The organism is Cryobacterium zhongshanensis, assembly GCF_022760445.1.
GTDB lineage: Bacteria > Actinomycetota > Actinomycetes > Actinomycetales > Microbacteriaceae > Cryobacterium > Cryobacterium algoricola.
In genome coordinates this window covers 1-22,038 of record NZ_JALGAR010000006.1, presented here as the reverse complement: position 1 = coordinate 22,038, position 22,038 = coordinate 1, and the positions used below count along the sequence as shown (strand labels likewise).

The following is a 22,038-nucleotide window of genomic DNA, read 5'->3' as shown; positions in this document are numbered from 1 at the left end:
CCGAGCTCGGCGAGCACCCTCGGATGCCAGTGGGGACAAGGGATGCGCGGCCGCGCAGACAGCTCCCCCTGTAGTTAATCCTGTAGTTAACCTGTTCAAATCTCAGTTCTTAACGCAACCACAGAGGGAATTGCCGCCTGTGATCGCCGATCACCACGAGCATTTTTCCGGTTTGCGATAGCTCTGGGTGGTGAGAAATCGAACCCTGCAGGACCTCGAGCGAAGAGCGCCAAAGACCGAAAAAACCAGCTGCGACAGGATTGCGCAGACGACCGAAGACTGCTCCGGCATCGCGTACGAACTGCCTGAGCGCTGTCACTCGTCCGCGTTCCAGGGCGAAGAATTGCTCAGCAATCCTTTGGTAACCGGAGGTCAGCGCACGAAAATCTCCGCGCCGATTTACTCAGCCCTGGTGCGACACGCCCGCCCAGATGCCAATAACAGTTACTGATATGGACTTGACTATGCCCATGCGAACTTCAAGTGGTGGTCGTCCGTCAAAGGGTCAGCGTGAGCTTCTGGGCACCCGTGCCCTCGCACCGCTTGCTGACGCAGCCCGCAACCGTGCAGATGACCTGGGCCTGACCATGAACGACTATCTCGCGACGCTCATCGCCCTGGACATCAAGATGCCCGAGTTCGCACCCGCCGGCGCAACGCTCACCCGCTTGGAGCTGCCAATCTCAGACGTCGCCTAAAAGCAAGAAGCCCGCCGCTTTCGCGACGGGCTTCTTCAAGTCTCTTAGCTCAAACCCTCTCAGCTTCCCGGCACCGAGGTTAGAGCTAATCCGAATCGCCAGCCCTCACGGGAGGTTCTTCTATGCCACAGAGCATAGCTCAGTTCGATCGCAATGTGCCAACCCTTTTTTCCGGCGTGTCCCACGAAGCGTGGACGCCCTGGTCGCTGACGCGCCGTCTCAGCCCCCGCGACCAAGTCCGGGTCATGAAGCGCGACGCCTACGGACGACTCGACGAGAACAACTACCCCCTGATCCACCGGGTTGGCGCCGTCGAACCCACGACACCGTGGGCGATGAATCTCGCGGACGAGCACGGGGTCTTCTGGTTCCTCTGCTTCGACTTCGACGGCAAGATCAAAGGCACAGTCGACGCCGAGCTCATGGAGCAGGCGCAGGACCAGTGCAACGCGCTCTCGAGGGCCCTCACTGAACTTGCTGTCAGGCACGTCGTCTGCCAGTCCTCCGGATCCGGGGGCCGGCACCTCTGGATCGCCCTCCGAGACGGGGCGGGCCGGGACGACGTCGCGGCCGTGGCCAGCGCAGCCCAGGTCTCCTACAGCCAGCTCGACTTCGGCATGCTGAAGAACCCCGTGACTGGCGCCGCCCGCCCGCCGCTCTCCCCGCACCGCGACGGGAGCGTCTCTACCGTGCTCCGGGGCGATCTCGATGACCTGGCCTTGCCCTCGACCACTCGCGCGGACCTGGTCGCCCTCGCGGCCCTGTTGGACGAACGGAAACCCGCCCTCCGAGCGCAGGAGAGCCGCCCGTCGGGGCCACTAGACGAACGCCACCGGGTGCACCGGGAGCTCAGCGCGGCGGGCACCGCGCACATGGCCACCATCGACGGCGGCAGCAACCCGAGCTGGACCGGGTTCATGTGCCTGCTCTCGGCCGCCAACGCCGGCTGGACCCTCTTGGACGTGCAGCACGCTGCGAAGACCGCTCCGGGGATGGAGCACTACCGGACCAAGAACAACGGTCGCGGCGGCCGTCGACGTCGTAGCTCCGGTGAAGCCCGCGCCCGCCTCGAGCGCCAATGGGACAAAGCCCTCCAGTACGCAGCCCTACAACGCCCTCTCCCGGCCCGGAAGACCCCGGAGGACCTCTCGGTGCTGGACGGCCTCGTCGGCGCCGTGGCTGACCTGCTGGACCGGTTCAGGGTCAATCCTGGGCGTTGGGGTGCAACAGAAGCGGCGTCGAACCAGCAGACGATTCTTCGCGCTGTGGCGTATCTCACTCTGCAAACCGGAAAGCCCGTCGTCGCCGCGGCCATCCGCGACCTTGGCCCGATGGGTGGTCTCGGCCGCACCACTGCCGCCAACGCGCTGATTGCCCTTGTCGAGGCGGGCTACCTCGAGCGGGTCAGTGCCACCGACGAGGGCAACGCGGCCGAATGGCGACTGGTCTCGACGTTGTCCACAGGTCCTCGTACAGTTCGGTCACATCTACTGAATAACCCCCGCCCCCCGGCAGGGGATTCTTCATCTGACCTGCCTGAGAACTCACCTGCTGACGCTGGCTCCCCCGCTGCGACTCGGGCTGCGACTGCGCTATTCAACGCGCGCGCTGCGCTGATTGCACAGCTGGAAGCGGAGCTCACAGACCAGCGGCACGACCTGTTCACGCGCCGTGGACTCGGGGCCCTCGCGGGGAAGCTCTACGCGCTGCTGAAGCAGCATCCCTCGCTCACCGTGGAAGCGTCTGCACGGCTTCTGGGTGTGTCTGCCAGGCATACAGCGACGATCCTCAGCCGGCTACGTCTGCACAAGCTCCTCGTTCGACATAGGGACGGCTGGGCAAGAGCGAAGAGAGACTTCCGCGACCGGGCAGCGCAGGCTCTCGGTGTCGACGGGACGATGGCAGATCGTGCGGAGAGGTACAGGGTGGAACGTGAGGTGTGGGAGTGGTGGCAGGCAGAGGTGATCACGATGAACACCTCCCCCAGGAACCGCCCGAGGCGGCCCTATGCGTCGAGCCGGCCTCTCTTCGCCGTGACGGCGCCGGGCGAACGCGTTTGGCCGCGGTATCCGAGGGATAGCTTCAACCGAGCTGACCACCGTGCTGCACGAGAGCTCGTGGCCGCTGGTCTGCTCAACCCGGAGAACCGTTGGCAGTACCTGGGCGATGTTGCGTAGCGGAGATGCGCAGTGGGTATCGGGCCGGCAGTCAACGCGTCTGTCGACTCGGGTCGCGTCGGCGTGCGCGCCGCTGCCGCTGCTCAGGCAGTATCCCGGCACTCCCCCGGTGTCGAGATCTGTGTACCTCGTCGTTGAATACAAGCCTTCAATGTCATTCAAGACAAACAACCCTTGCAAGACAAACAACCCTTGCAAGACAAACAACCCTTGCAAGACAAACAACCCTTGCAAGACAAACAACGCTTGCAAGACAAACAACGCTTGTATTTATGGTGTTGAGGGTGTTTATCGTGTTTGTCCGGCCGTTCGGTGGGCGAGCGGCCTCCTGACCAGGTCGTCGACCGGCAACCAGGGCCCGAGCGCCTCGCGCATTGAATACAAGACTTACAAGCCTTTGAACACATACAAGTCTTGCAATACAAACAACCCTTGTATTTATGGTCTTGTTTGCGTTCATGGTCATTCTCCCGAGGATGCTCGCGCATTCCCAAGGGTTTGGCTCATCGTGTGCAGAAGACCGGAGGGAGAGGGTCGAACGGGAGCATCCCGGGGCACACGCCGCGAGGGCGAGATACCCGGTTCGACGCGGGTACGCGAATACAATCTATTCAAGGCAAACAAGCCTTGTGTTTATTGGCTTTTACCTACCTATTGCCAGCGGGTGCCCCTCTCTGCGAGGGTCACAAGTAATGCAAGACAATTAACCCTTGAAACACAAACAAGTATTGTGTTTATTGGTTTCCCCGACTTCTCAGGAGAGGCTCAAATCGTGGCCCATACAGCTGTCATCTCGAACAACAAGGGTGGCGTGGCCAAGACGGAGTTGACCGTGCAGCTCGCCGCGGCTCTGGCCCGCGCCGGCAAGAAGGTTCTGGTCGTCGACATGGACCCACAGGCCAACGCCACACGGCGCCTTGGCATCGAGTGGGACCCGAAAGAGCCGATTGCCACGATGTCTGAGGTCATCAAGGCCGACCAGGCTGGCGCGGGGGAGGGGGCAGTCGTTGCCTGTGGCTGGGTTCTGCCCGACGGGACACCGACCCTGGAAGCCGACAACATCGACGTCCTTCCCGCTCGATTCGACCTCATCAACCGCGAAACCGAGGCGGGTGTGATTGGCGCCGTGCGCCGGCTCCAGAAGGCACTCGAAGGGTGGACGAGCGAATACGACGTCATCCTGATCGACACCCGACCTGACCTCGGGCACCTGGTTCAGATGTCGATGGCCGCCGCCGACACGATCATCATTCCCACCGACCCGAACTACGACTCAGTCGAAGCTGCGATCCGGGTGAAGGACTTCGTTGCCCGTCACGCCATGGACATCGCCAACCCGACGCTTGCCGTGGGCGGCGTCGTGGTCACCCGGCGGAAGACCACCCTCGAGCACGACTTCCAGATCGAAGGTCTTCGCGAACACTTCGGCGATCTGGTCTGGAACCTCGGTGGGGTAGTGGTTCTGCCCGACAGCACCGAGCTGCTGAACCCCTCGTACATTCCCGAATGGTCGCGGTTCGCCGAGGCCGACGCCGCTGCGGTATCGCTGTCCGACTGGACCGATCGCAACGGCCGAAAGACCGTCGCCTTGTACGACGCCGTCGCACGCACCTACCTCGCCCGGTTCCTGGGCACCAAGGAGAAGGCAGTATGACCGCTCACGCCCGTCGTCGACCAGGTAGCGCCAGCCCGTTCAAGCTTGTGCCCGACGTCGAAGAGGTCCGCACGTCCCCGGTCACGGCGCCAGCCGAGGTTTCAGTGCCAGTCGAGGTAGCAGTTCCGTCCGAGCCAGCCGTCCCCGCAGAGCCAGTCGCTGAGCAGGCTGTTGCGCCGGTCGCGCCCGTTCCGGCGCCCGCCGTGCCCGTTGCTGTTGAGTCAGCACCGCCGGCTGTCGCTGCGGATCCGGTCACCCTGATGGCAGCGCCTACACCTGAGCCGGTGGCGACCCCCGTGCTTGCCGCTGTCCCCGCCCTGCAGCCGGAGGTCGTTGCGGCACCGGCGCCGGTTATTGCCCCTGTTCCCGTACCCGTGCAGGTCGAGAGCGATGAGAAGAAATCCGTCACGTTCGGCCTCCGCATGTCGCTGAAGAAGCGCGCTGAGACCGCTGTGCTCCGGACCGCCGGCTACGAGGGCGGCTACACCTCAATGACGGCTCTCGTTGAAGGCGCCCTCGAGCGCGAGATCGAACGCCTGGCCATCGAGTTCAACAACGGCGAGCCGTTCCCGCGCAACAACGGCGGATTCCGTCAGGGCCGGCCTCTCGGTAGCTGAGCTGAACCCGGGGGAGGGCTGCGGTTCTTCTTCGTCACCGCGCGCGAGCTTCCGGGCAAGAAAAAACCCCCAGGTACCACGCCGGGGGAGTTCTCTGACCTCATTTCCGGGGGAGAATGAGGATCCAAGTTCGCAAAGCCAAGCAACCAGGGACGTTTCTCAGTGTAGCGCACGTTGAATAACCAGCAGAAAACGCACTTCTGCGTGGTCCGTCAGCTCATCGCTCGCTTCACCGGCCTCACCGGGTGGACGGCAGCGGAAACGGCGGGAACCAGAGCTCATGGGGCAGCCAATCGGGCGGGGTTGAGATCCCCGGCGTGGTCCACAGCAGGCCCAGATAGATGAGAAACCCGGCCAGCAGCGGTACGACGACGATCGCGACCACGTACAACACGAGGCGGATCGTGGAACGCCGCGGCCTGGTGCTCTCGTCGTCGAGGATCTCGCGGGCCTCGGACATCTCTACCGCCCACGACGCCTCTTTCGAGGTGGCGTAGCCCTCGGCAAACACCACAGCATCGAAGGACGACCCAGCGACGGCGACCCCTGCCTCTGCAGACGGCGACAGCGTATCCACGCGAGGTGATGCCACCAGTACCGGTGCAACCAGCTCCGCAACGTGCTCGGCCCGTTCCACGCGCTCCTCGGAAGCGCGACTGCGCAGCTCTGTGAGACTCATGCCCTCGAACGGTGAGAGGGCCACACCCGCACTCATCTCAGGCCATCCTGCGGCCGTCACGCTGACGCTCAATGGTGCGCTGGGCCTTTGCCCGCTTCCGGATGCTCTCACGAGCGACCAGCACCTTCTTCTGCGTCACGTCGACAGTGCTCTCGTCAGTATCCGTCGTGGTCAGGCCCGCAACCCGGTCTGCGACGAGGTAGGACATCGCGAAATCGAGGATGTCGACCACGTCTCCGGTCTCAGCGATCCGCTTCAGGCTCAGCTTCATCGCCCCGGCCAGCCGGGACACATCGCGCATCGTCTCGTCGAGTTTGTCCTCGACAGCCAGCAAGCGCGGGTCCACCTGACGGAAGACGTCCACGGCAACCGCGGTGTTCGCGTCTACGTCCAGCTCCACGCCGGTCTTGGCGATCAGGAACGCGGTGATCAACGCCGTCGACGACAGTGCCTCAGCGAACTCGCCTCCGACAGCGGGTGCCAGCGAAAGCCTGAGCCGGTCGACCAGCGTCAGCGGAAACCGCGTGACCGTGAGCGTCTCAGCCCCACCGGCGGAGAAGCCGGTCTTCTGGAATTCGTGCGGGACACTTCCGGTGATACCGGCCAGCGCCTGCTTCATTGTCACCGGCTTCTCGGTCACAGTGGGCTCTTCGTCGAGGTCAGTGGCCTCGTCCTCGCGCGACTCGGCTGCAGGGGAATCCGGGACGGCTGTGGGCTCAGCTGCGTCGTCGGCAGGCTCGTCTGCGGCTACTGCTGCTGCGGCCGCTGCAGCGGCTCTGGTGACCACGTCCTGCTCGGTGGAGTCCGTGTGCTCGCCGTCGTCGGGTTCGTCACGCTGCGGCACCGGCTCAGCCGCGCTGGCTGCGCCCCCTGTGCTTCCACCTACCGTGTCGGCCGGTCCCTGGGAGCCGTCTGCTGCACCGCCGTGCTGACCCAGGTCACGCGGCTCACCTGAGTCCGCTGCTTCCTTCTTCGGCTCGCGCCGGGCGGGCAGTGAAATCTCAAAATCTTCGGCCGCGGGCGGCTTGTAGGCACCCATCGCTTCATCCAAGAACCCCATTCGGTGATTCCCCTCGTCCTTCTCGTCGTGTGGCGTGCTGTGTTCGCGCTCGTATGGCGCGGGTGGTACTCGTGCTGGTTGGGCCGGCTGTGCAGGGCGGAGGCTTAGCCGCCGGCCATAGCCGAAACGTTGTCGGGAGCGCCGAGCTCGCCGTCTTCGTTATCGAGCAGGTAGGAGTCGCCACGGGTCAGGCCGAGCAGCGAGTCGAAGCCACTGGTCACGACAGCCTCCAGGTTGGCTGCGTTCGTGGATAGGGCCTTCATCTCGTCGATGATCTGATTCAGCCGGAACTGTTCCAGAGTCGGCAGCTCGTAGTCGCCGTTGGCGCGAGCGATCTTCTCTTCGATCGCGAGCACCATGTACTCGTTCTCGGACAGGCCCTCTTTGTCGGCCCAGTACTTGACCCGCTGCGCTGTGTCCGGGTGAAGCCGGACGGGCTTCCTGATCCGGTCGGGAGCCTTCACTGTGCTCGGATCGCTCATGCATGACTCCTGGTCTGGGTTGTAAATTCTGCTCGATTACGAGCATAATCATACCATTGAGTTCTGTTGTGGTGCCATGTTCTGGGGCTTTGCCCTCGCCCATGTCTAGACCCGAAACCCTCGCGCGCCGCTGCTGTGCAGCACGGCGCTGCTCGTCTCACGGCACAGCCGTGTTCGGGAGGCGCAGTGAGACTCAAGCCCCGATGTAGGTGGTCCTGTTTGTGTCCAAGCCACGTCCGGCGCGGCAGCTCTTTGAGCGCCTCGCCACCCTTCCCATTGCGTTGCCAACCATCCGCAGGAGCGATCATGACCATTCCCCTTAGCGACGTCGCTGCATCCACCTCAGGCGACCTTCCGCAGCTATTCTCCGGCGACCTTCGCCCCTATCCGGGAATCCCGGATGACTGGTCCGAGGCCAAGCGTCAACTGGCCGTCAACATCCTTTTTGACGTCTCGCACTCCTTCCCCCACATGCGCACCGAAACCGATCCTGATGCCGACGTCGAAGACTTCTGGGAAGACGCGGCCCGGCTCTCGGCCGCCTGGTACGCCACCAACGGGTCGCGCCTCGTAGCCAAGGCCCCCGGTACTGCCGAGACCCCCTGGACCGCCGACGAGATGTCGCGCCGCCTGGGCCCGGTGGATCGCGTTGAAGACGGTGGCCGCCACGCGGTAGACAAGCTGGTGGGCCACCCCCTCGTTCGCAAGTACGGCGGCCGGGGCATGCTCCTCGGCTCGATCGGCGGCGACCCGGCGACAGACATCATCACCTGGATGGTCGCGCGGCACCGGAAGTTCGGCGTCGAGCGAGCGATCGTGAAGGCGACGGCGCTCAAGGGCGGCATCTGGTCGATCAAGCTCGACCTCGACCCCACAGTTGTTGAAGAGCGCCTGCTCGAGGCGCTCGGGTGGGACTACGTGCGCCTCGAGGGCCTGGCCGACGCTGTGTTCGTTCAGGATCAGCTCGAGCTCGCCTACGAGTACAGGCTCTTCGTCGTCGACGGAGAAGTCATCTCCGGCGCCGGCTGCATCGAAGAGTTCACACCCCTCGACCGCAACATCGACGACGGCTCGTTCGACACTCGCGTCCGCAAATGGCGGGGCCCCCTCGCCAGCTATGGCCGCGACGCAACGCCGTCCCCGGTCGAGTACCGCATCGGAACTGTTGCCGAGCTGGTCAAGTTCGGCCGGAAGGTCGCGAGCGAGCACGGCGGCACCGTCGTCATCGACGTGGCCTTCGACGGCGGGACCCGTGGTAACGCCCACAGGGACAGCGGGCACCCCGTCGTCATCGAGCTGAACACGCTCCCGAACTCGGGGCTCTACGCCTCGAACCCCTGGCTCGTCGCCGAGAAGCTCATGACCGCCACCGATCGTGGCTACCTGCTGTAGCCGCACCACCGGGCCGGGTTGGGCCTTCAGCCCCACCCGGCCCAGCCACGCACCTCGCAACACCCCTCGAACCACTGACTCCAAGGAGAACCTCATGACCATGAGCACCGAAATCGGGGCACTCGTGTCCACGGCCGAACGCGACCGCATCAGCCAGGTCATTCACGAAGCCGCCGACCTTGCATTCCGTGCCCGTGTGCAGCATGCCTTGGCTCTCCGCGTTGGTGAGCACGGCCTGGCTGACCTCTGCCGGAGCAAGAACGCAGCGGGGATCACCCTCGCCCGCTGGGATGCCCTCTGCGCATCGACCCGCAACGCGGCGTCCCCGAAAGAGTTCATGGCCTTCGCCCGCGTGTTGCGGGTCTCGCCGCGGTGGCTCGCCATCGGGGGCGGGGACGATCCCTTCGAGGCCCCGCCCGCCGGCTGGGAGGTCTTCGGCTCGCACGCCGATCAGCCGGGCGTCCAGCTCGAGTTCTCGAAGCGTCTCGACGAGGGCCTCATGCCCAAGTGGGAACGAGCCATCGCGTGATGGGTGCGCCCGCCCGCATCCTGATGACTGGCAGCCGCAGCTGGGCCAACCCGGAGATCTCATCGGATGCACTGAGCGCAACGCTGGCGCTCCTGAACGCGCCCATCATGGGGTCCGTCCTGGTGCACGGGGCAGAACCGGGCGCGGACATGGTCCTGGCAGGGGAGGCCCGGAAGCTGGGCATGAGCACGGAGGCTCACGCCGGCCAGTGGAACCAGCACACCCCTGCATGTCCTGATTGGGACAAGGCGAACGCCGTCTGCCGGTTAGCCGGCAACCGCCGGGACGCAGAGATGGTCCACATGGGTGCAACCATCTGCATCGCGTTCCCGACGCACGGATACGCGCTCGCTCCCGGTGAAGACAGAGCGGAAACATCCCGCGGCACCTGGGCATGCGCCGAGGCGTCCCGGAAGGCCTGCATCCCGACAATCGTCGTCTGGGGCAAGGACCTGTACCCGTTCGGGAATGAGGCTCTGGCCATGCTCCAGCGCGACGCTCAGCTCAAGCGCGTCAGCCTCGGCGCCCAGGGTCAGCTGTCGATCCTCAACACCTGGCTGCCGTTCTGAGCCGGGCTGGCAACAGCAACAGAGAAGCCCCCAGTCGCGTGACTAGGGGCTTCTGCGTTCTCGCTGGGTTTCTCGGATGAGCTCTACGCGCAGGTTGCCAGATCTCCCTCCGCAGCCTTGACGAAGTCCGCCGAGAGGGCCTGCACGGCCGTTTCTGAACCGATGCTCGCTGGGTTCGCCAGGAGATTCGCGTAGCCCATATACGCGGTCTGGTTCGGGCTGGCGATCGCGGCGAGAGCTTCCGTGGCCGCCAGCAGCTCCGGTGAAACCGACTTCGAGGAGGCTGCCTCCCCTCCGACTGACACGAAGCTCTTCAGAGCCGCGCACAGCTCGGGGCTGACGGTGTGGCCTTCAACGGATCCGCCGCCTGCAGCTACGTTTGCCGCTTCTGCGGTGTCTGCTGCAGAGGCCGGCGTATCGGTGGACGATGTGCTCGAGCCGTCGCCGACGACCGGCTGGAGGCCATCGACAGTGCTGGAGTACACCGCGGTCGCCGCGCTGATCGTCGCGACGATCATGACGATGGCGATCGCACCGGAGACGAATCCCACGTAGCCGATGATCACACCCGCCAGGGCGAAGCCTCGCCCATCCTGCCCCGTGCGCTTGATCTGCTTCAGCGCGATGTGCCCGCAGACGATGCCTACCAGCGAGACGAAGAACGATCCAATGAACGCCACCAGCGCCAGCGTGTTTCGCTGACCGCCGCGGTCTGATTCCGGCTCCGGGGCCGAGGCTGTTCCCTGAACGTGACTGGGATCAGCTGCAGCGCCCAACGAGGGTGCGGCCCACGACGGCGCTCCCCGCGAGGGAAGGCCTCCGAGAAAGCTGGGCTGCGTGTCGTCGCTCATGTGGGCCTTCCTGAAGTGAGTAAGCGCCAGCTGTACCAGTGGCGCCCAAACCAGCTTACCGGAGAACCCGGCTGGGACTTATTAGATTCTGCTCGAAAACGAGCATTTAGAGCGGCGGCCAGCGGCCCCCCGGGAGCAAATCCAGATCATCTTCTCGCCACAGTAGAAAACCACATGAAGGAGACATCCGTGTCCTCAGACGACATCTAACTCAGCCAACCGTTCGTTCATCATCTGCTTCACCGACGCCCCGAAGGAGGCTGCGCTCATGTCCACATCCACGCATCACCAGACCTCCCTCACGGAGGAAGTTGCTACCGAGAAGCAGCAGGCCTTCGACGCGATCGTCGCGGGCATGGTTGCTCGTTCCGAGGCTGTCGCTGCGCGCAGCTCGAAAGCCGAGAAACGCTACATCACCGTCTTGGTGACCATGCCGCACGTCAAGAAGTACGGCCAGAAACCCACTATGAGCCTCACCTACGGGTGCTCGTTCGCAGTCGAGGTCGGGGATGCGGTTCTCTGCCCGCCGACGCGGCTGCACACCAGGTGGACGCGCGGCGTAGTCACCGACCTCGAGGGCAGCGGCTACCGCGGCCCCGTCAAGTACGTTGCGCCCTTCGGCGCCAAGAAGCAGCAGAAAGGCTGACCACGATGACCGACGACGATATTCCCGAGGAACGGCACTCGTCGTTCGGAGACCAGGTGCTCGGCACAGCCGCGATCGCTGACGCAGATGGTGGCTTTCAGGCTCACATTTCTGAAGGTGGCTGCTGCATCTTCTGCAACGTGAGCAACCTCGATGACGACGTCTACGGGCCCTTCGCCTGCATCACCCGTGGCCAGTTCAGCTACACCTCCGAGACACCCCAGAGAAAGACCTCGCGCTCATGACCGAACACGCCCACCACCAACTCGTCGACGCCGGCGTCGCGGCTGAGATCCCCACTGCTTCACATGGTGAAACCGCCGCGCCCGGTGAGACCGGCACGGTCAGCATTTTCGACGTGGCCGAGTACATCCTCGCTGAGAAGGGCGAGATGTCCACGATGAAGCTGCAGAAGCTGCTCTACTTCGCTCAAGCCTGGGCCATCACCTGGACTGGTGAACCGCTCTTCGCTGAGGACTTCGAGGCCTGGGCCAGCGGGCCCGTGTGCCGTGAACTCTACGAGATGCACCAAGGCGAGTATTCAGTCGGCCCCGGATACTTCACCGCGAAGCTGCTGGCCGCCAAAGAAGCGCTCGACCTCGCAGAATCATCCGTCCAATGAAGGCCAAGTACGCACGGCTCATCCGGATCGGCATCAACGCCCGCTGCGTGCCGTACACGAGCTTCGGTACGCCCGACGAACCTCAGAAATACGGCACCGGCATCGACAGCCGCAGGTTGTTGGAGTTCATGCGCTCCCGCGACATCGCGCGGTCGGCGCTGACCGAGCGCGCCTACTGGCGCACTGCACCATGGGTGTCCCGTCGGCTGGGTGCGCGCCGGTAGCGCTTCACCACCCCTTCACCCAGCAGTCCCTCTCACACCACCCCAGATCCACCGCGACCAAGAATCGAGACACGAACATGCTCACTCCAGTCCCCGTCGACCTTGAGACCACCGGTCGCGACGTCAGCACACACGTCATCCTCGAGTTCGCGATGCTCCTGGTAACGCCCGAGCTTGAATTCGTCGCTGACTTCGGCTCGCGCGTCCTGCACGCCAGCGAAGAACAGCTGGCGCAGATGAACGACTTCGTGACCAACATGCACACTGGGACTGGGCTCGTCGACCTGGTGCGGGCCTCCACCCTCACGGTCGAGCAGCTCGACCTCGAGGTCACCCAGTGGCTCGCCAGTCACGGACACCACGCACACGATGACCCCCGCGACCGCACGGCGATCATCCTCGGCTCCAGCTGCCGCCTCGACCTGAACTTCATCGAAGCCCAGATGCCGCTGCTCACCACGGTGCTGCACTACCGGATGCTCGACATCTCGGGCACCCGGGAAGCACTGCTGATGTGGCAGCCGGAGATGGTGGCGCCGGGCCCCTTCGTGATCCAGCCCGACGAGCACGGCGTGATGCCGATCGCGCATCGTGCCGCCAGCGACATCCGCTGGTCTCTCGAGGAAGCGCGCGGCCTCCGTGCCTCCGTCGCGCACAGCGCACTGATCCCCTTCTGAATCACCCACGCGTTGCGTGACCGTTCCCGCCAACCCCAAGAATCGAGAATTCACCATGTCCAAAACCCCCAAGCTCACCGACGCCGACGTCGTCAACCTCATCGACTGCGCCGGCTCCGGCATCGCCTACTGGGCCGCCTCCGGCCACGTCGACGAAGCCGCCAAGACGTACCGCGTCATCGAATCCAGCGTCGAGCTGGCCGAAGGCGATGCGCCGGCGGACAAGACGATGACCTTCGACGACCTCCGCAAGGCCTTCGTCGCTCTGGCCGCAGCGGGCACGTTGCCCGACTGGCAGATGCGCGAGATCGAAGAAGACGACCTGGGCTTCGACGCCACGGTCGGCGACCTGGTGGTCCAGCGGGCCATGTTCGGCGAGATCGTCTTCGGCTGAGTCAGCATGCCCATCACCGGATCATCAACTCCTGAAGTTACGCCCGCCACGGCTGAACTGATCGCCGATCTCAATCTCCTTCCCAAGCACTTCACGGAGACAGGAATCATCGAGCGACTCGTCGCCCAGCTCATCGAGAAGGATCTTGCACTCACTGTCGCGCGGGCTGAACTCGCGGGTCGTGGCGAGGTGTTCGTCGAAACGCAGTCGATTGGCGATGGGGTTTCTCCGCAGCTCGACGCCATCACCACACAGCTGGCGGCCTGGCTGGCCGCGCGCGGTTGGACCGTCGAGACCGGAGGTGACCGCGTCGCATTCAACAAGCTCGTGCTCAAGCTCGTCGACACGAACACCTTCATCGACTCGTTCGACAGCGTCGACGAGATCATCGACGCATTCATCGCGGCCAACCCTCCTCGGGCGTAGTCCCCACCAGCCCTTCACACTCAGAAAGAGACTCACCATGTCTGCTGAAATGCTCATTGCAGTCTGCAACGCGCCCGTCTACAACACCCCGCACCCGGAAATCGTCACCGACCTCGAGCTACTGCTCACCCGTGCCACAGACGAGGCGCTCGACCAGCTCACCCTCCTGATCCGCTCCCGCGAAGACGGTGACGCGGCAATTTTCGAGGGCCACCTCACCGAAGCCGAGCTGGAGTTCTTCAGCTACGACCGCGACGCCGGCGCCGACATCACGGCGATCCGCCGGGCCCTGGCGCGCTGTCTGTTCATGGGCGTGCTCACGTCAGTCTTCAAGCCGGGCACCAACGACGAGAAACCGTCACTCAACCAGGAGATCACGTGGATCACCGCGTCTTTTGGTGAGCAGAAGCGCACACTGCTGGCCACGGGGGGCCTGTCCTTCGGCGACGAACCGACAGAGGCCTGGCCTGCGATCTACCTGCTGGACGCGCTGAATCTCTTCGAGATGCCGTTCGAGAAGCCGGACGCTGAAGGGGCCACGCCCGTCGAGGGTGTTGTCGTCAGGGCCGGCGTTCAGGCCGCGGCCTGGCTTGCTGCTCGTGGCTGGGTCGCCAAGACGGCCGCCGACCGCTCAGCCCTCGAGGAACTCGCCTACACGCTCGCTGAGCCGGCGAGCTTCCTGGACGCCTTTGACAGCGCCGAGGACGTCATCGACGAGTTCATCGCCGCGTCCGCCCCAGCGGCGTAACCTGGCAGGCCGCGTTCACGATTGGCTGACGCCGACCGTAGCGACCACCCTCGAGACCCCGTCACACTGAGTGTGGCGGGGTTCTCTTCTTCTGTCGGGTCTAGTTCCGGTGGGTTACTGAACCACCGGTACTTTTCTCGCACAGAAACACAGCACAGCCGCTAAACGCGGCTCGGGGATGATCTCGACAGAGAAAACCTCTTGCACTGCACGCCCGTCACATCAACCAGGAATTGAGCTCTCACATGTCCACCGACGTTCCCCTCTCGCCCCACGAGCTGCTCACCAACGATCTGTCGAAAATGCTGTCCGCGCGCGGCTGGGACGCCGAGTCCGAGGCTGACTATTCAGCTCTCAACGACGTCGTGCAATACATCTTCGACACGAACATCTATCTCGAAAACCCTGCCAGCACCGAAGACCTGCTCAGCGAGCTCATGCTCAAGACTCGTCTCCCGGAGCCGCGCTACTCGATCGACGCCCAACTTGCTGCGCAGCTCGCCGCGCGCAACTGGATCCCCCGCACCGCGGCGGACGTCGCCGCTCTGGATGCGCTGAGCCGCGAGATCTTCGAGACGCGCATCTCCGTCGAGCCGGTGCTCAGCTTCGATGCGATGCTCGCGCAGTTCATCGACCGGACCACCCCGACGGCGTAACTGCCCGCCCCACGAGACCCCGTCACACTCAGTGTGGCGGGGTTCTCTTCTTCTCATCCCACCGTCGTGCGTTGCGCGATCGAACCAAGGAGTCAGCGCCATGCGCCGCACCAAGACCTTCATCACCGCGGCCGCGGTGCTCACGCTCACCCTGTCCCTCACTGGCTGCCAGGCGGCCACGCAGGCCGTCAGCGACCTCGTCGGCCAGGCCCAACAGCAAAGCGACACGCAGGCAGCGTCCCCGTCAGAAAAACGCCCGGCGACGCTGCGGCGCATCGTTGATGGCGACACGATCACGGTTGAGCCCAGCACTGACTTCCCTGCCACCGACAAGAACGGCACCGAGCACACGATCCGCCTGCTGGGCATCGACACCCCGGAGCTGAACAAGATGAGCGGCGAGGAACCCGAGTGTGGGGCCCAGGAAGCCGCCAACTACCTCGGTGACATCGTTCACGCCGGTGAGCAGGTCACAGTCGTCTTCGATGCACGATCCGACCACACCGACCGCTTCGGTCGATCTTTGGCCTACCTCGAGCTGAGTGACGGCACGGATCTCGCACACACGCTCGTCGTTGAGGGCTTCGCTGAAGCCTGGTACCCGCCGAGCGAGCCGGCGCCCGAGCGCTACTCGAGCTACGCCAGTGCAGAGCAAGCATCCGTGGCCGCCAACGTCGGCCAGCACGCCTTCTGCGCCACGATCGGTCGGTGAGATTGCACCACTGCTGGACACAGAAAAACAGCACCCCGTTTGCTCTTGGAGCAGCGGGGTGCTGTTTTTTCTTCGGCCGAGAGTTAGTTCGGTGCAGGAGGGGGCGTGCCTGTCACAACGGGTTCAGTTCTGGTGATTGCGTCTGCGCTACCGGTGCCAGTTGCGGCGCTCGTAGCGTCAGAGGCTGCGGCAACCATCAGGACCGCGTGCCCGTCGTCGGTGGCGACCGAAGCGTAGCCCAGGTGATCGGTCTCGAAGAGGACTTTGCGCAGTGCAGCACGTTCCGCTTCGTCTGGTGCGTACTGAGCGTGGAGGTTCAGGTCGTGAACCGACGTTGAATAGCCGCCGTACATCACCGCCGCCTCACGGCCGCACACGTTCTTGACCCCGGAGAATGCAGTACCGACCACCGTCGGGAGCGTGGTCTTCGCCCAGTCGAGAAGGCAAGCGTCAGGGTTGAGCGTTGCATTGGTGTTCTTGGTCGCAGTGAGCAGTCCCAGCAGGGGCGCCGTAACCGCTGTGGTGTCGAGCACCATGGTTCCGGCCTTCACCTCGGCAACGGGCAGAGGCTCATCTGCTGAACGCTTCTCGTCTGCCTGACCGGCGGGGATGATCGCGTCTCCGTTGGCATCTCGCGGGATCTCCGGTTCGCCAATGGGCTTCCCTGCAGCGTCGACCGGCAACGCGGCCCAGTCATCAGCGGCCGCGGCATTTGCAACTGCAGCTGCCTGGCCAGTGGGCCCCTGCGGGATCGGACGTGTCAGGACGAAGCCGGTGACGGCGACGGATGCCACGAGGACACTCGCCGCCGCACCGATCAGGAGCTTGCGATGCTTCTTGATGAAATCCTTCACCGCTACCACCCCCAAACCCAGATCATGGTTTCGCCAGAGACGCCCGAGTTCGGGCTGGTATTGCCCCACGGCGTCTTGCAGGTATAGACGGCACTGTTGTACCAGACCTGCTGATTCGCGCCACCGGTTTCCCAGCCGTCCAGGGTGTCGAACGTGTTGTCCCACTGTCCGCCGGACCACGAACGAGAGTGAACATTGGAGGCTGCCAGAGTCGAGCCGGATGGGCAGAAGTTCCGGTAGACCAGCTGAATTGACCAGTTGTAGCCGGGGTGCCGGGTGCACGTCACCGTTCCGTGGTTACGGCAGACGTCGTAAACGGATCCAGCTGGCTGTTCGACCTTCTGCCACTGCGTGTAGGCGTTGTATTCGGGTGTCCGGGGGCTATCCCATGTGTTCCAGGTGGTGGCCGACTGTGTATAGGCGATTGCTGATTCGCTGTACGGAGAAGCGCACTTCGTGTGCACGGAGAACTGGAAGGGGTATCCCTGCCAAACGTCAGTGGCCGCGTGATCCTCGAATTTGTCAGTCGACCATGCGCTGACCAGGTAGTCGGCCCAGTTCAGGTTCGTGTTGGAGTCCCACTTCGCGTTCAGGTCTGAACGCGTCTGCCGCGTCGTACCTGCAGGGCACGCCGCCCCGTTGGTCCAAACGTACGAGCCAACGCTGGGGCTGCCCGCCCAGTACCACAGCCCCGTCGCCGGCGAGGCCGCGGGCCACGGTGTCGTGATGTTGCCATACACCGAAGGGGCGGGGGTGCTGTCGACGGTGGCGACTAGCCAGTAGCTAGTCTGCAGGCCGAAGGTGGAACCGACGACCTGTGTGGTGGTCATGCTGAGCGCGGACGTTGCCGGTGGATTGGTCGTAAGAGTACCGTTCTGGCTGTACCACGAAACCTGGAACGAGGTCGGCAGGCTTGATACGGCGGTCCAGGAGAGGTTGTGCTTCTCAGGGGCCGCATTCTGCGTGACGGTCAGCACCGTTGCGGGGATTGACTGCGTGTAGCCGGTGCTGTCCTTCTCCGCCACGCCGCTGTCGACGCACGTTGCGGAAACGTCAACAGCGCCGCTGGCACCGTTGGCGACCGAGCCGAGCTGAACGGCCGAGCTGGATCCGGTCAGAACCTGGTTGATGACGGTGCTGACGGCGGGCGCAGCCGAAGGGCCCTGCTGCGTGTAGGACACGCTGACCTTGGTGGGTCCAGCGGGGCAAACGCCACCCGCAAAGCTCACAGACAGACCCTCGTGAACGCCTCCGACGAGTGCCCCTGTGGTGGACGAGCGATCGACGCCGGTGATGTGAAGCGGTCCGGGAACCGGGTCAGTGCTGGGAGCGGGAACGTAGCGCAAGTCATCCGCCGCGGCGGCAATGTTGACCACGTTCGTGAATGCGGACAGCACAGCCTTCTTTGTGACCGCGGCCGCGTCGGTGCTCAGCGTCTCGAGATTGAGCGCCACCTTGTAGGGCCGGGTGTCGTTCCAGTCGGCGACCGTGACGCTAGTGGGCATGGTGCCCGTGGCCAGGACAGCGGCCCCAGTCGCACCGAAGGTGATCTCCCGTCCACCGAGGTTTGAGTACGTGAACAGCGGAGCCTTGATGCCTGACAACAGCTCCTGCGACGCAGCCCCCGCGCCTGCTGCAATAAGTGCCGTCGTCGACGTGCACACGCCAGCCACAGTGGTGGTCTCAACCCTGAGGGTGATGTCCCCGCCACGCGAACCGCCCTCCCACGTTGCGACCTGGCACTTGCCGTCTGTCGTGTCCGTGAGGATGCCGACACGGTTGGTGTTCACACCAACGACCACGTCGGACGCGCTGACCGCCTTCTCGAATCCGAGGTTCGCGGTCTGGAAGCTTGCTGAGGTGTCGGCCGTGGCTGACGTCACAGCCCAAAACACGATGAGCGTGACCAGCAACCCCCCGACCATGACCATCGTGATGGTCTTGAGAGACAAGGCTCCGAGCGTCTCTACGATGCTCGTTGACAACCCGCTCTTGTCTCTCAAAACGTCCTGGTGGGCGCGTCTACTGGTCCTCATGTGAGTATCCCCTCTCCACGTCCAGCCTAGTGCATTATTTCCACGTATTCGTGGAGAAACCGTCCGGCACGGGCATGCGGATGGGCTGGTTATTCGCCCCTGAATAGGTCATCGGCCAGAGCCCTGGAGCAGCTGTTCCCATGCCATAAACGTTGCCCGCCGTGTCCAACAGGGCGACGTCGGTGTCGTGGTTGTTGGCAGCGACTCCCCAGAAATTGCTGCTGGTCAGAAGCTGCGTGGGCACGTTGACCGAAGGCAGGTCGGTACCCCCCACTGACCCGGAAGGCGTCTTGCCGAAGTAGTACAGCTTGCCCGACACGTCCACTGCGAATGCGCTGGTCTTTCCGCCTGACACCGATGCGAACAGAGTCCCGGGCATGACCTGCGTTGGTGTGGCTGCTGAGGTGATCGGCCCGGTCGTTGAGGCCGGCGTATAGGGGGCTGTGTAGACCTGAATCTCGGACAAGCCAATGTTGTAGGTGCTGCCACTCACGGCCGTCACAGTAAATCGAACGTTTGTCGTCGCACGAGCACTAAACGTGACTGTCGTCGCGCTGCCGTTGTTGGCCAGAGCGGGCACGGCGACAGTGCTTCCGTCCGAAAACGTCAGCGTGCCACTCGTGACCTGATCATCGGCGTTGGGTCGGTCATAGAGCACCACCTTGTTCAAGGTCTGAGCGCTCGACCACGCCAAGTTCAGGTAGGTACCCGCTTTGCCGCCTACGGTGGCCCATTCCCTGGTCCAGTCGCCCGGGGAACCGTCGATGCTGCCGTCAATGGCCTTCGTCGCATACTGACCGTCCGCGGGGTTCTCCGAGCTCGCGGTCACTGTCGCGCTCCCCGCGATCTGCGCGCTCGGGACTGTCGCCGGCGTCGTTGTCCCTGACCCCAAGCCGAGCTGGCCGTCGGCGCCCTGGCCCCACGAGTAGAGGTTGCCGCTGCCGCCGATCGCGTAGCCCCCGGTCGCGCCGAGCGAGACGCTGGTGTAGGTGCCGGGCCTCGGCGTGAACGTGGAAGCCGCGCGCTCGACCTCGGTCAATTGACCTGCCGTGTCAATGAGCGCGACGGCTGCAGAGGAGGCCGACACGGCCTTGTACTTGGTGCCCGCTTTGAGCGTCTGCCAAGTCAGGGTCTGACTGGGGTAGAGCCCCGGCTGGTCGTTGCCGACCATTACGAGGTCGCCGGCCATGGTGATGCCAAAGACGTTGTTGTCCCCAATCGACAAGGTCATCATGCGGAGCCCGGAGATCTTGGTCGGTGTCATGACATTGGTGGTGGTCCCGAGTCCGAGCTGGCCGAAATTGTTCTTGCCCCAGGCCCATGCGGCCCCGGCGGAATCAATCGCGTAACCACGGTCGTCGCTGGTCACGACTGAGCGAAAGCTGGTCGTCCCCACGATCTTCTTCGGAACGACGGCGGCCGCGCTGATTGAGCCGATGCCCGCCTGCCCGATGTCGTTCTTGCCCCAGACCCAGAGCGCTCCGGTGCTGTCGATACCCGCCCGGTCGGTGACGCTCACCCAGGTGGCCCCACCGGTGGGGCCGACCATGTCCGCGGCGGAAACGACGGTCGGCACCCCCGCAGCGAGTGCCCAGACGTTGTAGTGGAGCCCCTCGCCAGAGAGTGCCCAGGTCTTGTTGCCCTTGGCGTCAATCGCGGTGACGTGGGTGACGGTCTGAGCCACAAGGGTTAGGTCTTTGGTGAGTGACTGCCCGAGACCCGAGACGGTATCTCCCTGAATGCGCAGAACCTTCTGACTGCCATCGGCCGAGAGGGTGGATGAGAGAATCATCGTGCACATGGCAGGAACACTCGAGCACTCGCGTGAGCCTCCGCCCACTGTTGGCACCAGCGGGTTCACGAGGTCTGTATTCAGTGTGGTGGCGTACCGCTCGGCGCGGTTGGTCATCTCCTGGGACAGCGTCTGGAGCTGCGACGCCTGTTTGGAGACGATTGCGTAGTTGGTGACGACCATGCCCGCGCCGGTCAGCATGGCCAGACCGACCATCGTGATGCCCAGCGCCTCGGCGATGCCCTTCTTGCTGTCGAGAACGTTCCTGATGGACAGAATCACGATGTGCCTCCGGCGCGGTAGAAGTAGACGGTCTGAACGACGACGTTTCCCTGAGTGATGGTCGCCGTGACCGGAACGTTGAGAGCGGCACTGAACGTGCCGAAGTAGTTGCCGTTGGATGAAGAATCAACGGGGATGAGAGCGAGCATCACGCCGCCCTGAGTGATGCGCATCTCACCGACTGGTTCGATTGATTGGGCGTTGATCAGGTAGCGCCAGACAGTCGCTTTCGCGTCGGTGCCTGTAGCAAAGACCGTGCCCTGCGGAATTGCGGTGGCTGTGCTCACACGCGAATCGACCGTACCGGTGGGCGCGGCGGGCGCTGTGCTGGGGTCTTTGCTAATGATGGCGTAGGGCGCGATGGTGCCCAGATCGCCAGCGTGGAATCGAGCGGCGTAGATGCAACCGTTCTTTTCGACAGCGGACGGGCCCGAGCAGTTCGCGGCATCCGGTCCGGCGCTGATGGCCGTGACCGCTGTGAGGGTCGAGCCGCCTGGTGTCACGTCCCGCCAGAGCGTGACGGGAACATTGCGGCCGTTTGGCAACGTGATGGTCTGCGTGCTCGGAGCGGCCTTCGTGCCCCAGGTAGCGCCCTCGCGCTTGTCAGCGACGAGAGACGTGACCAACGCCTGTCGCTCGGCTTTGACGCTGAGGGTCTGCACTGCATTCATGTCAGTGGTGATGCCGAGCGTCACGCTCAGTGTGAGGATCATGAGGATGGCGATGCCGCCCAGGCCCTCAGCGATGCTGGTGCCTGTCTTGTCCGACAAGACCTGCATGATCGAGCGCGTGCTCGCCGTGCTCGGCTTGTCATGAAACGCTGAAAACACTGGGATCCCCCGTCTGAACGAACTGCGTCAAATGCCTGGTGTGCCTAGAGCCCAGACGAGCCGCCTAGCGAGAATTCACTGGGCGGCTCGTCTGACCTACTTGGTTGCCCGGGTTACGGGACAGTGGTCGGGCAGGTGACTGCCCCCGTGACGCCCGTGAGAGCAGGGGCCGTCCCCCCTGATGTGATCTTGCTGCTCTGCGATGTGATCCAGGAGAAGCCTCCGAACATTGACCCCGACTTGACGATGGCGCAGTAGGAGGTTGCGTTGCTGGCGATTACCACGTTGGGTGCAGACGCGCTCAGCGCCGGGTCCGTACCTCCGGTGAGTGCCGTCACGTCGCCGAAGCTGGCGTTCTTGGCCTGGTAGAGAACCTGCGCGGACTTCACGGCCTCGAGGCTGGACTTCGCGTTTGAGTCCTGCGAGTAGTT

At 64.0% G+C, this 22,038-nt stretch carries 26 protein-coding genes; 17 read left to right on the top strand and 9 right to left on the bottom strand.

Annotated features, from left to right (window positions below; genetic code table 11):
* Positions 1 to 470 precede the first annotated feature (470 nt).
* From MQH31_RS17300 to MQH31_RS17285, 4 genes are all read left to right on the top strand, one after another.
* On the top strand, positions 471 to 698 hold the full coding sequence (locus MQH31_RS17300) for a hypothetical protein (protein ID WP_243013052.1): 228 nt from the start codon (positions 471 to 473) through the stop codon (positions 696 to 698).
* 176 nt (positions 699 to 874) lie between these two features.
* Positions 875 to 2,875, top strand: a complete 2,001-nt coding sequence (locus tag MQH31_RS17295) for a hypothetical protein (RefSeq protein ID WP_243013051.1) — start codon at positions 875 to 877, stop codon at positions 2,873 to 2,875.
* 772 nt (positions 2,876 to 3,647) lie between these two features.
* On the top strand, positions 3,648 to 4,529 hold the full coding sequence (locus tag MQH31_RS20920; RefSeq protein WP_243013050.1) for a ParA family protein: 882 nt from the start codon (positions 3,648 to 3,650) through the stop codon (positions 4,527 to 4,529).
* Positions 4,530 to 4,813: 284 nt separating this feature from the next.
* Complete coding sequence (locus MQH31_RS17285; protein WP_243013049.1) at positions 4,814 to 5,146, top strand: ParB family protein; 333 nt, start codon at positions 4,814 to 4,816, stop codon at positions 5,144 to 5,146.
* A gap of 238 nt (positions 5,147 to 5,384) precedes the next feature.
* Here the strand turns inward: MQH31_RS17285 and MQH31_RS17280 are convergent, their stop codons facing one another.
* From MQH31_RS17280 to MQH31_RS17270, 3 genes are all read right to left on the bottom strand, one after another.
* Positions 5,385 to 5,849 carry a hypothetical protein gene (locus MQH31_RS17280; RefSeq protein ID WP_243013048.1) on the bottom strand — a complete coding sequence of 155 codons (465 nt, stop codon included), beginning with the start codon at positions 5,847 to 5,849 and terminating at the stop codon, positions 5,385 to 5,387.
* Between the two features lie 13 nt (positions 5,850 to 5,862).
* The gene (locus MQH31_RS17275; protein WP_243013047.1) at positions 5,863 to 6,864 is read right to left on the bottom strand and encodes a hypothetical protein; all 1,002 of its coding nucleotides are present in this window, start codon (positions 6,862 to 6,864) and stop codon (positions 5,863 to 5,865) included.
* 125 nt (positions 6,865 to 6,989) lie between these two features.
* Entirely contained in the window at positions 6,990 to 7,367 is a 378-nt protein-coding gene (locus tag MQH31_RS17270) for a hypothetical protein (protein WP_243013046.1), read from the bottom strand.
* A gap of 306 nt (positions 7,368 to 7,673) precedes the next feature.
* On the opposite strand from MQH31_RS17270, the gene MQH31_RS17265 reads away from it, so the two are divergent.
* The 3 genes from MQH31_RS17265 (at position 7,674) to MQH31_RS17255 (ending at position 9,857) form a co-directional block, all read left to right on the top strand.
* Positions 7,674 to 8,759 carry a hypothetical protein gene (locus MQH31_RS17265; RefSeq protein WP_243013045.1) on the top strand — a complete coding sequence of 362 codons (1,086 nt, stop codon included), beginning with the start codon at positions 7,674 to 7,676 and terminating at the stop codon, positions 8,757 to 8,759.
* Positions 8,760 to 8,853: 94 nt separating this feature from the next.
* On the top strand, positions 8,854 to 9,288 hold the full coding sequence (locus tag MQH31_RS17260) for a hypothetical protein (RefSeq protein ID WP_243013044.1): 435 nt from the start codon (positions 8,854 to 8,856) through the stop codon (positions 9,286 to 9,288).
* A complete protein-coding gene (locus MQH31_RS17255) occupies positions 9,288 to 9,857 on the top strand; it encodes an SLOG family protein (protein ID WP_243013274.1) in 570 nt (189 codons plus the stop codon). Before MQH31_RS17260 ends, MQH31_RS17255 begins: the two co-directional genes overlap by 1 nt.
* Positions 9,858 to 9,940: 83 nt before the next feature.
* Here MQH31_RS17255 and MQH31_RS17250 read toward each other — a convergent pair whose 3' ends face one another.
* Positions 9,941 to 10,708: a DUF4190 domain-containing protein gene (locus MQH31_RS17250; protein ID WP_243013043.1), complete on the bottom strand. Its 768-nt coding sequence runs from the start codon at positions 10,706 to 10,708 to the stop codon at positions 9,941 to 9,943.
* A gap of 268 nt (positions 10,709 to 10,976) precedes the next feature.
* On the opposite strand from MQH31_RS17250, the gene MQH31_RS17245 reads away from it, so the two are divergent.
* From MQH31_RS17245 to MQH31_RS17200, 10 genes are all read left to right on the top strand, one after another.
* Entirely contained in the window at positions 10,977 to 11,354 is a 378-nt protein-coding gene (locus MQH31_RS17245) for a hypothetical protein (RefSeq protein ID WP_243013042.1), read from the top strand.
* 5 nt (positions 11,355 to 11,359) lie between these two features.
* Complete coding sequence (locus MQH31_RS17240; RefSeq protein WP_243013041.1) at positions 11,360 to 11,599, top strand: hypothetical protein; 240 nt, start codon at positions 11,360 to 11,362, stop codon at positions 11,597 to 11,599.
* Positions 11,596 to 11,976, top strand: a complete 381-nt coding sequence (locus MQH31_RS17235; RefSeq protein ID WP_243013040.1) for a Panacea domain-containing protein — start codon at positions 11,596 to 11,598, stop codon at positions 11,974 to 11,976. Before MQH31_RS17240 ends, MQH31_RS17235 begins: the two co-directional genes overlap by 4 nt.
* On the top strand, positions 11,973 to 12,200 hold the full coding sequence (locus tag MQH31_RS17230) for a hypothetical protein (RefSeq protein ID WP_243013039.1): 228 nt from the start codon (positions 11,973 to 11,975) through the stop codon (positions 12,198 to 12,200). Before MQH31_RS17235 ends, MQH31_RS17230 begins: the two co-directional genes overlap by 4 nt.
* A gap of 77 nt (positions 12,201 to 12,277) precedes the next feature.
* Complete coding sequence (orn, locus tag MQH31_RS17225) at positions 12,278 to 12,877, top strand: oligoribonuclease (protein ID WP_243013038.1); 600 nt, start codon at positions 12,278 to 12,280, stop codon at positions 12,875 to 12,877.
* A 55-nt stretch (positions 12,878 to 12,932) separates the two neighbouring features.
* A complete protein-coding gene (locus MQH31_RS17220) occupies positions 12,933 to 13,271 on the top strand; it encodes a hypothetical protein (protein WP_243013037.1) in 339 nt (112 codons plus the stop codon).
* Between the two features lie 6 nt (positions 13,272 to 13,277).
* Positions 13,278 to 13,697, top strand: coding sequence for a hypothetical protein (locus MQH31_RS17215; protein ID WP_243013036.1), 420 nt, complete (start codon positions 13,278 to 13,280; stop codon positions 13,695 to 13,697).
* Between the two features lie 37 nt (positions 13,698 to 13,734).
* On the top strand, positions 13,735 to 14,445 hold the full coding sequence (locus tag MQH31_RS17210) for a hypothetical protein (RefSeq protein ID WP_243013035.1): 711 nt from the start codon (positions 13,735 to 13,737) through the stop codon (positions 14,443 to 14,445).
* A gap of 245 nt (positions 14,446 to 14,690) precedes the next feature.
* Positions 14,691 to 15,101: a hypothetical protein gene (locus MQH31_RS17205; RefSeq protein WP_243013034.1), complete on the top strand. Its 411-nt coding sequence runs from the start codon at positions 14,691 to 14,693 to the stop codon at positions 15,099 to 15,101.
* 100 nt (positions 15,102 to 15,201) lie between these two features.
* Positions 15,202 to 15,813, top strand: a complete 612-nt coding sequence (locus MQH31_RS17200) for a thermonuclease family protein (RefSeq protein WP_243013033.1) — start codon at positions 15,202 to 15,204, stop codon at positions 15,811 to 15,813.
* Between the two features lie 83 nt (positions 15,814 to 15,896).
* Here the strand turns inward: MQH31_RS17200 and MQH31_RS17195 are convergent, their stop codons facing one another.
* The 5 genes from MQH31_RS17195 to MQH31_RS17175 form a co-directional block, all read right to left on the bottom strand.
* Complete coding sequence (locus tag MQH31_RS17195) at positions 15,897 to 16,667, bottom strand: hypothetical protein (protein WP_243013032.1); 771 nt, start codon at positions 16,665 to 16,667, stop codon at positions 15,897 to 15,899.
* A gap of 2 nt (positions 16,668 to 16,669) precedes the next feature.
* On the bottom strand, positions 16,670 to 18,619 hold the full coding sequence (locus MQH31_RS17190; RefSeq protein WP_243013031.1) for a hypothetical protein: 1,950 nt from the start codon (positions 18,617 to 18,619) through the stop codon (positions 16,670 to 16,672).
* Between the two features lie 118 nt (positions 18,620 to 18,737).
* Positions 18,738 to 20,777 (bottom strand): DUF7402 domain-containing protein, encoded by a 2,040-nt coding sequence (locus MQH31_RS17185; RefSeq protein WP_243013030.1) that lies wholly within the window; start codon positions 20,775 to 20,777, stop codon positions 18,738 to 18,740.
* The gene (locus tag MQH31_RS17180) at positions 20,774 to 21,547 is read right to left on the bottom strand and encodes a hypothetical protein (RefSeq protein WP_243013029.1); all 774 of its coding nucleotides are present in this window, start codon (positions 21,545 to 21,547) and stop codon (positions 20,774 to 20,776) included. Before MQH31_RS17180 ends, MQH31_RS17185 begins: the two co-directional genes overlap by 4 nt.
* Positions 21,548 to 21,720: 173 nt before the next feature.
* Positions 21,721 to 22,038 (bottom strand): hypothetical protein (locus MQH31_RS17175; RefSeq protein WP_243013028.1); only part of this gene is annotated, 318 nt, incomplete at its 5' end.

What these genes read in the sequence shown, in the direction of transcription:
- MQH31_RS17300 (WP_243013052.1), top strand. Translation starts at nt 471, where the DNA reads ATGCGAACTTCAAGTGGTGGTCGTCCGTCAAAGGGTCAGCGTGAGCTT.
- MQH31_RS17275 (WP_243013047.1), bottom strand. Translation starts at nt 6,864, where the DNA reads ATGGGTGCCTACAAGCCGCCCGCGGCCGAAGATTTTGAGATTTCACTG.
- MQH31_RS17270 (WP_243013046.1), bottom strand. Translation starts at nt 7,367, where the DNA reads ATGAGCGATCCGAGCACAGTGAAGGCTCCCGACCGGATCAGGAAGCCC.
- MQH31_RS17265 (WP_243013045.1), top strand. Translation starts at nt 7,674, where the DNA reads ATGACCATTCCCCTTAGCGACGTCGCTGCATCCACCTCAGGCGACCTT.
- MQH31_RS17260 (WP_243013044.1), top strand. Translation starts at nt 8,854, where the DNA reads ATGACCATGAGCACCGAAATCGGGGCACTCGTGTCCACGGCCGAACGC.
- MQH31_RS17255 (WP_243013274.1), top strand. Translation starts at nt 9,288, where the DNA reads ATGGGTGCGCCCGCCCGCATCCTGATGACTGGCAGCCGCAGCTGGGCC.
- MQH31_RS17250 (WP_243013043.1), bottom strand. Translation starts at nt 10,708, where the DNA reads ATGAGCGACGACACGCAGCCCAGCTTTCTCGGAGGCCTTCCCTCGCGG.
- MQH31_RS17245 (WP_243013042.1), top strand. Translation starts at nt 10,977, where the DNA reads ATGTCCACATCCACGCATCACCAGACCTCCCTCACGGAGGAAGTTGCT.
- MQH31_RS17240 (WP_243013041.1), top strand. Translation starts at nt 11,360, where the DNA reads ATGACCGACGACGATATTCCCGAGGAACGGCACTCGTCGTTCGGAGAC.
- MQH31_RS17235 (WP_243013040.1), top strand. Translation starts at nt 11,596, where the DNA reads ATGACCGAACACGCCCACCACCAACTCGTCGACGCCGGCGTCGCGGCT.
- MQH31_RS17230 (WP_243013039.1), top strand. Translation starts at nt 11,973, where the DNA reads ATGAAGGCCAAGTACGCACGGCTCATCCGGATCGGCATCAACGCCCGC.
- orn (WP_243013038.1), top strand. Translation starts at nt 12,278, where the DNA reads ATGCTCACTCCAGTCCCCGTCGACCTTGAGACCACCGGTCGCGACGTC.
- MQH31_RS17220 (WP_243013037.1), top strand. Translation starts at nt 12,933, where the DNA reads ATGTCCAAAACCCCCAAGCTCACCGACGCCGACGTCGTCAACCTCATC.
- MQH31_RS17215 (WP_243013036.1), top strand. Translation starts at nt 13,278, where the DNA reads ATGCCCATCACCGGATCATCAACTCCTGAAGTTACGCCCGCCACGGCT.
- MQH31_RS17210 (WP_243013035.1), top strand. Translation starts at nt 13,735, where the DNA reads ATGTCTGCTGAAATGCTCATTGCAGTCTGCAACGCGCCCGTCTACAAC.
- MQH31_RS17205 (WP_243013034.1), top strand. Translation starts at nt 14,691, where the DNA reads ATGTCCACCGACGTTCCCCTCTCGCCCCACGAGCTGCTCACCAACGAT.
- MQH31_RS17200 (WP_243013033.1), top strand. Translation starts at nt 15,202, where the DNA reads ATGCGCCGCACCAAGACCTTCATCACCGCGGCCGCGGTGCTCACGCTC.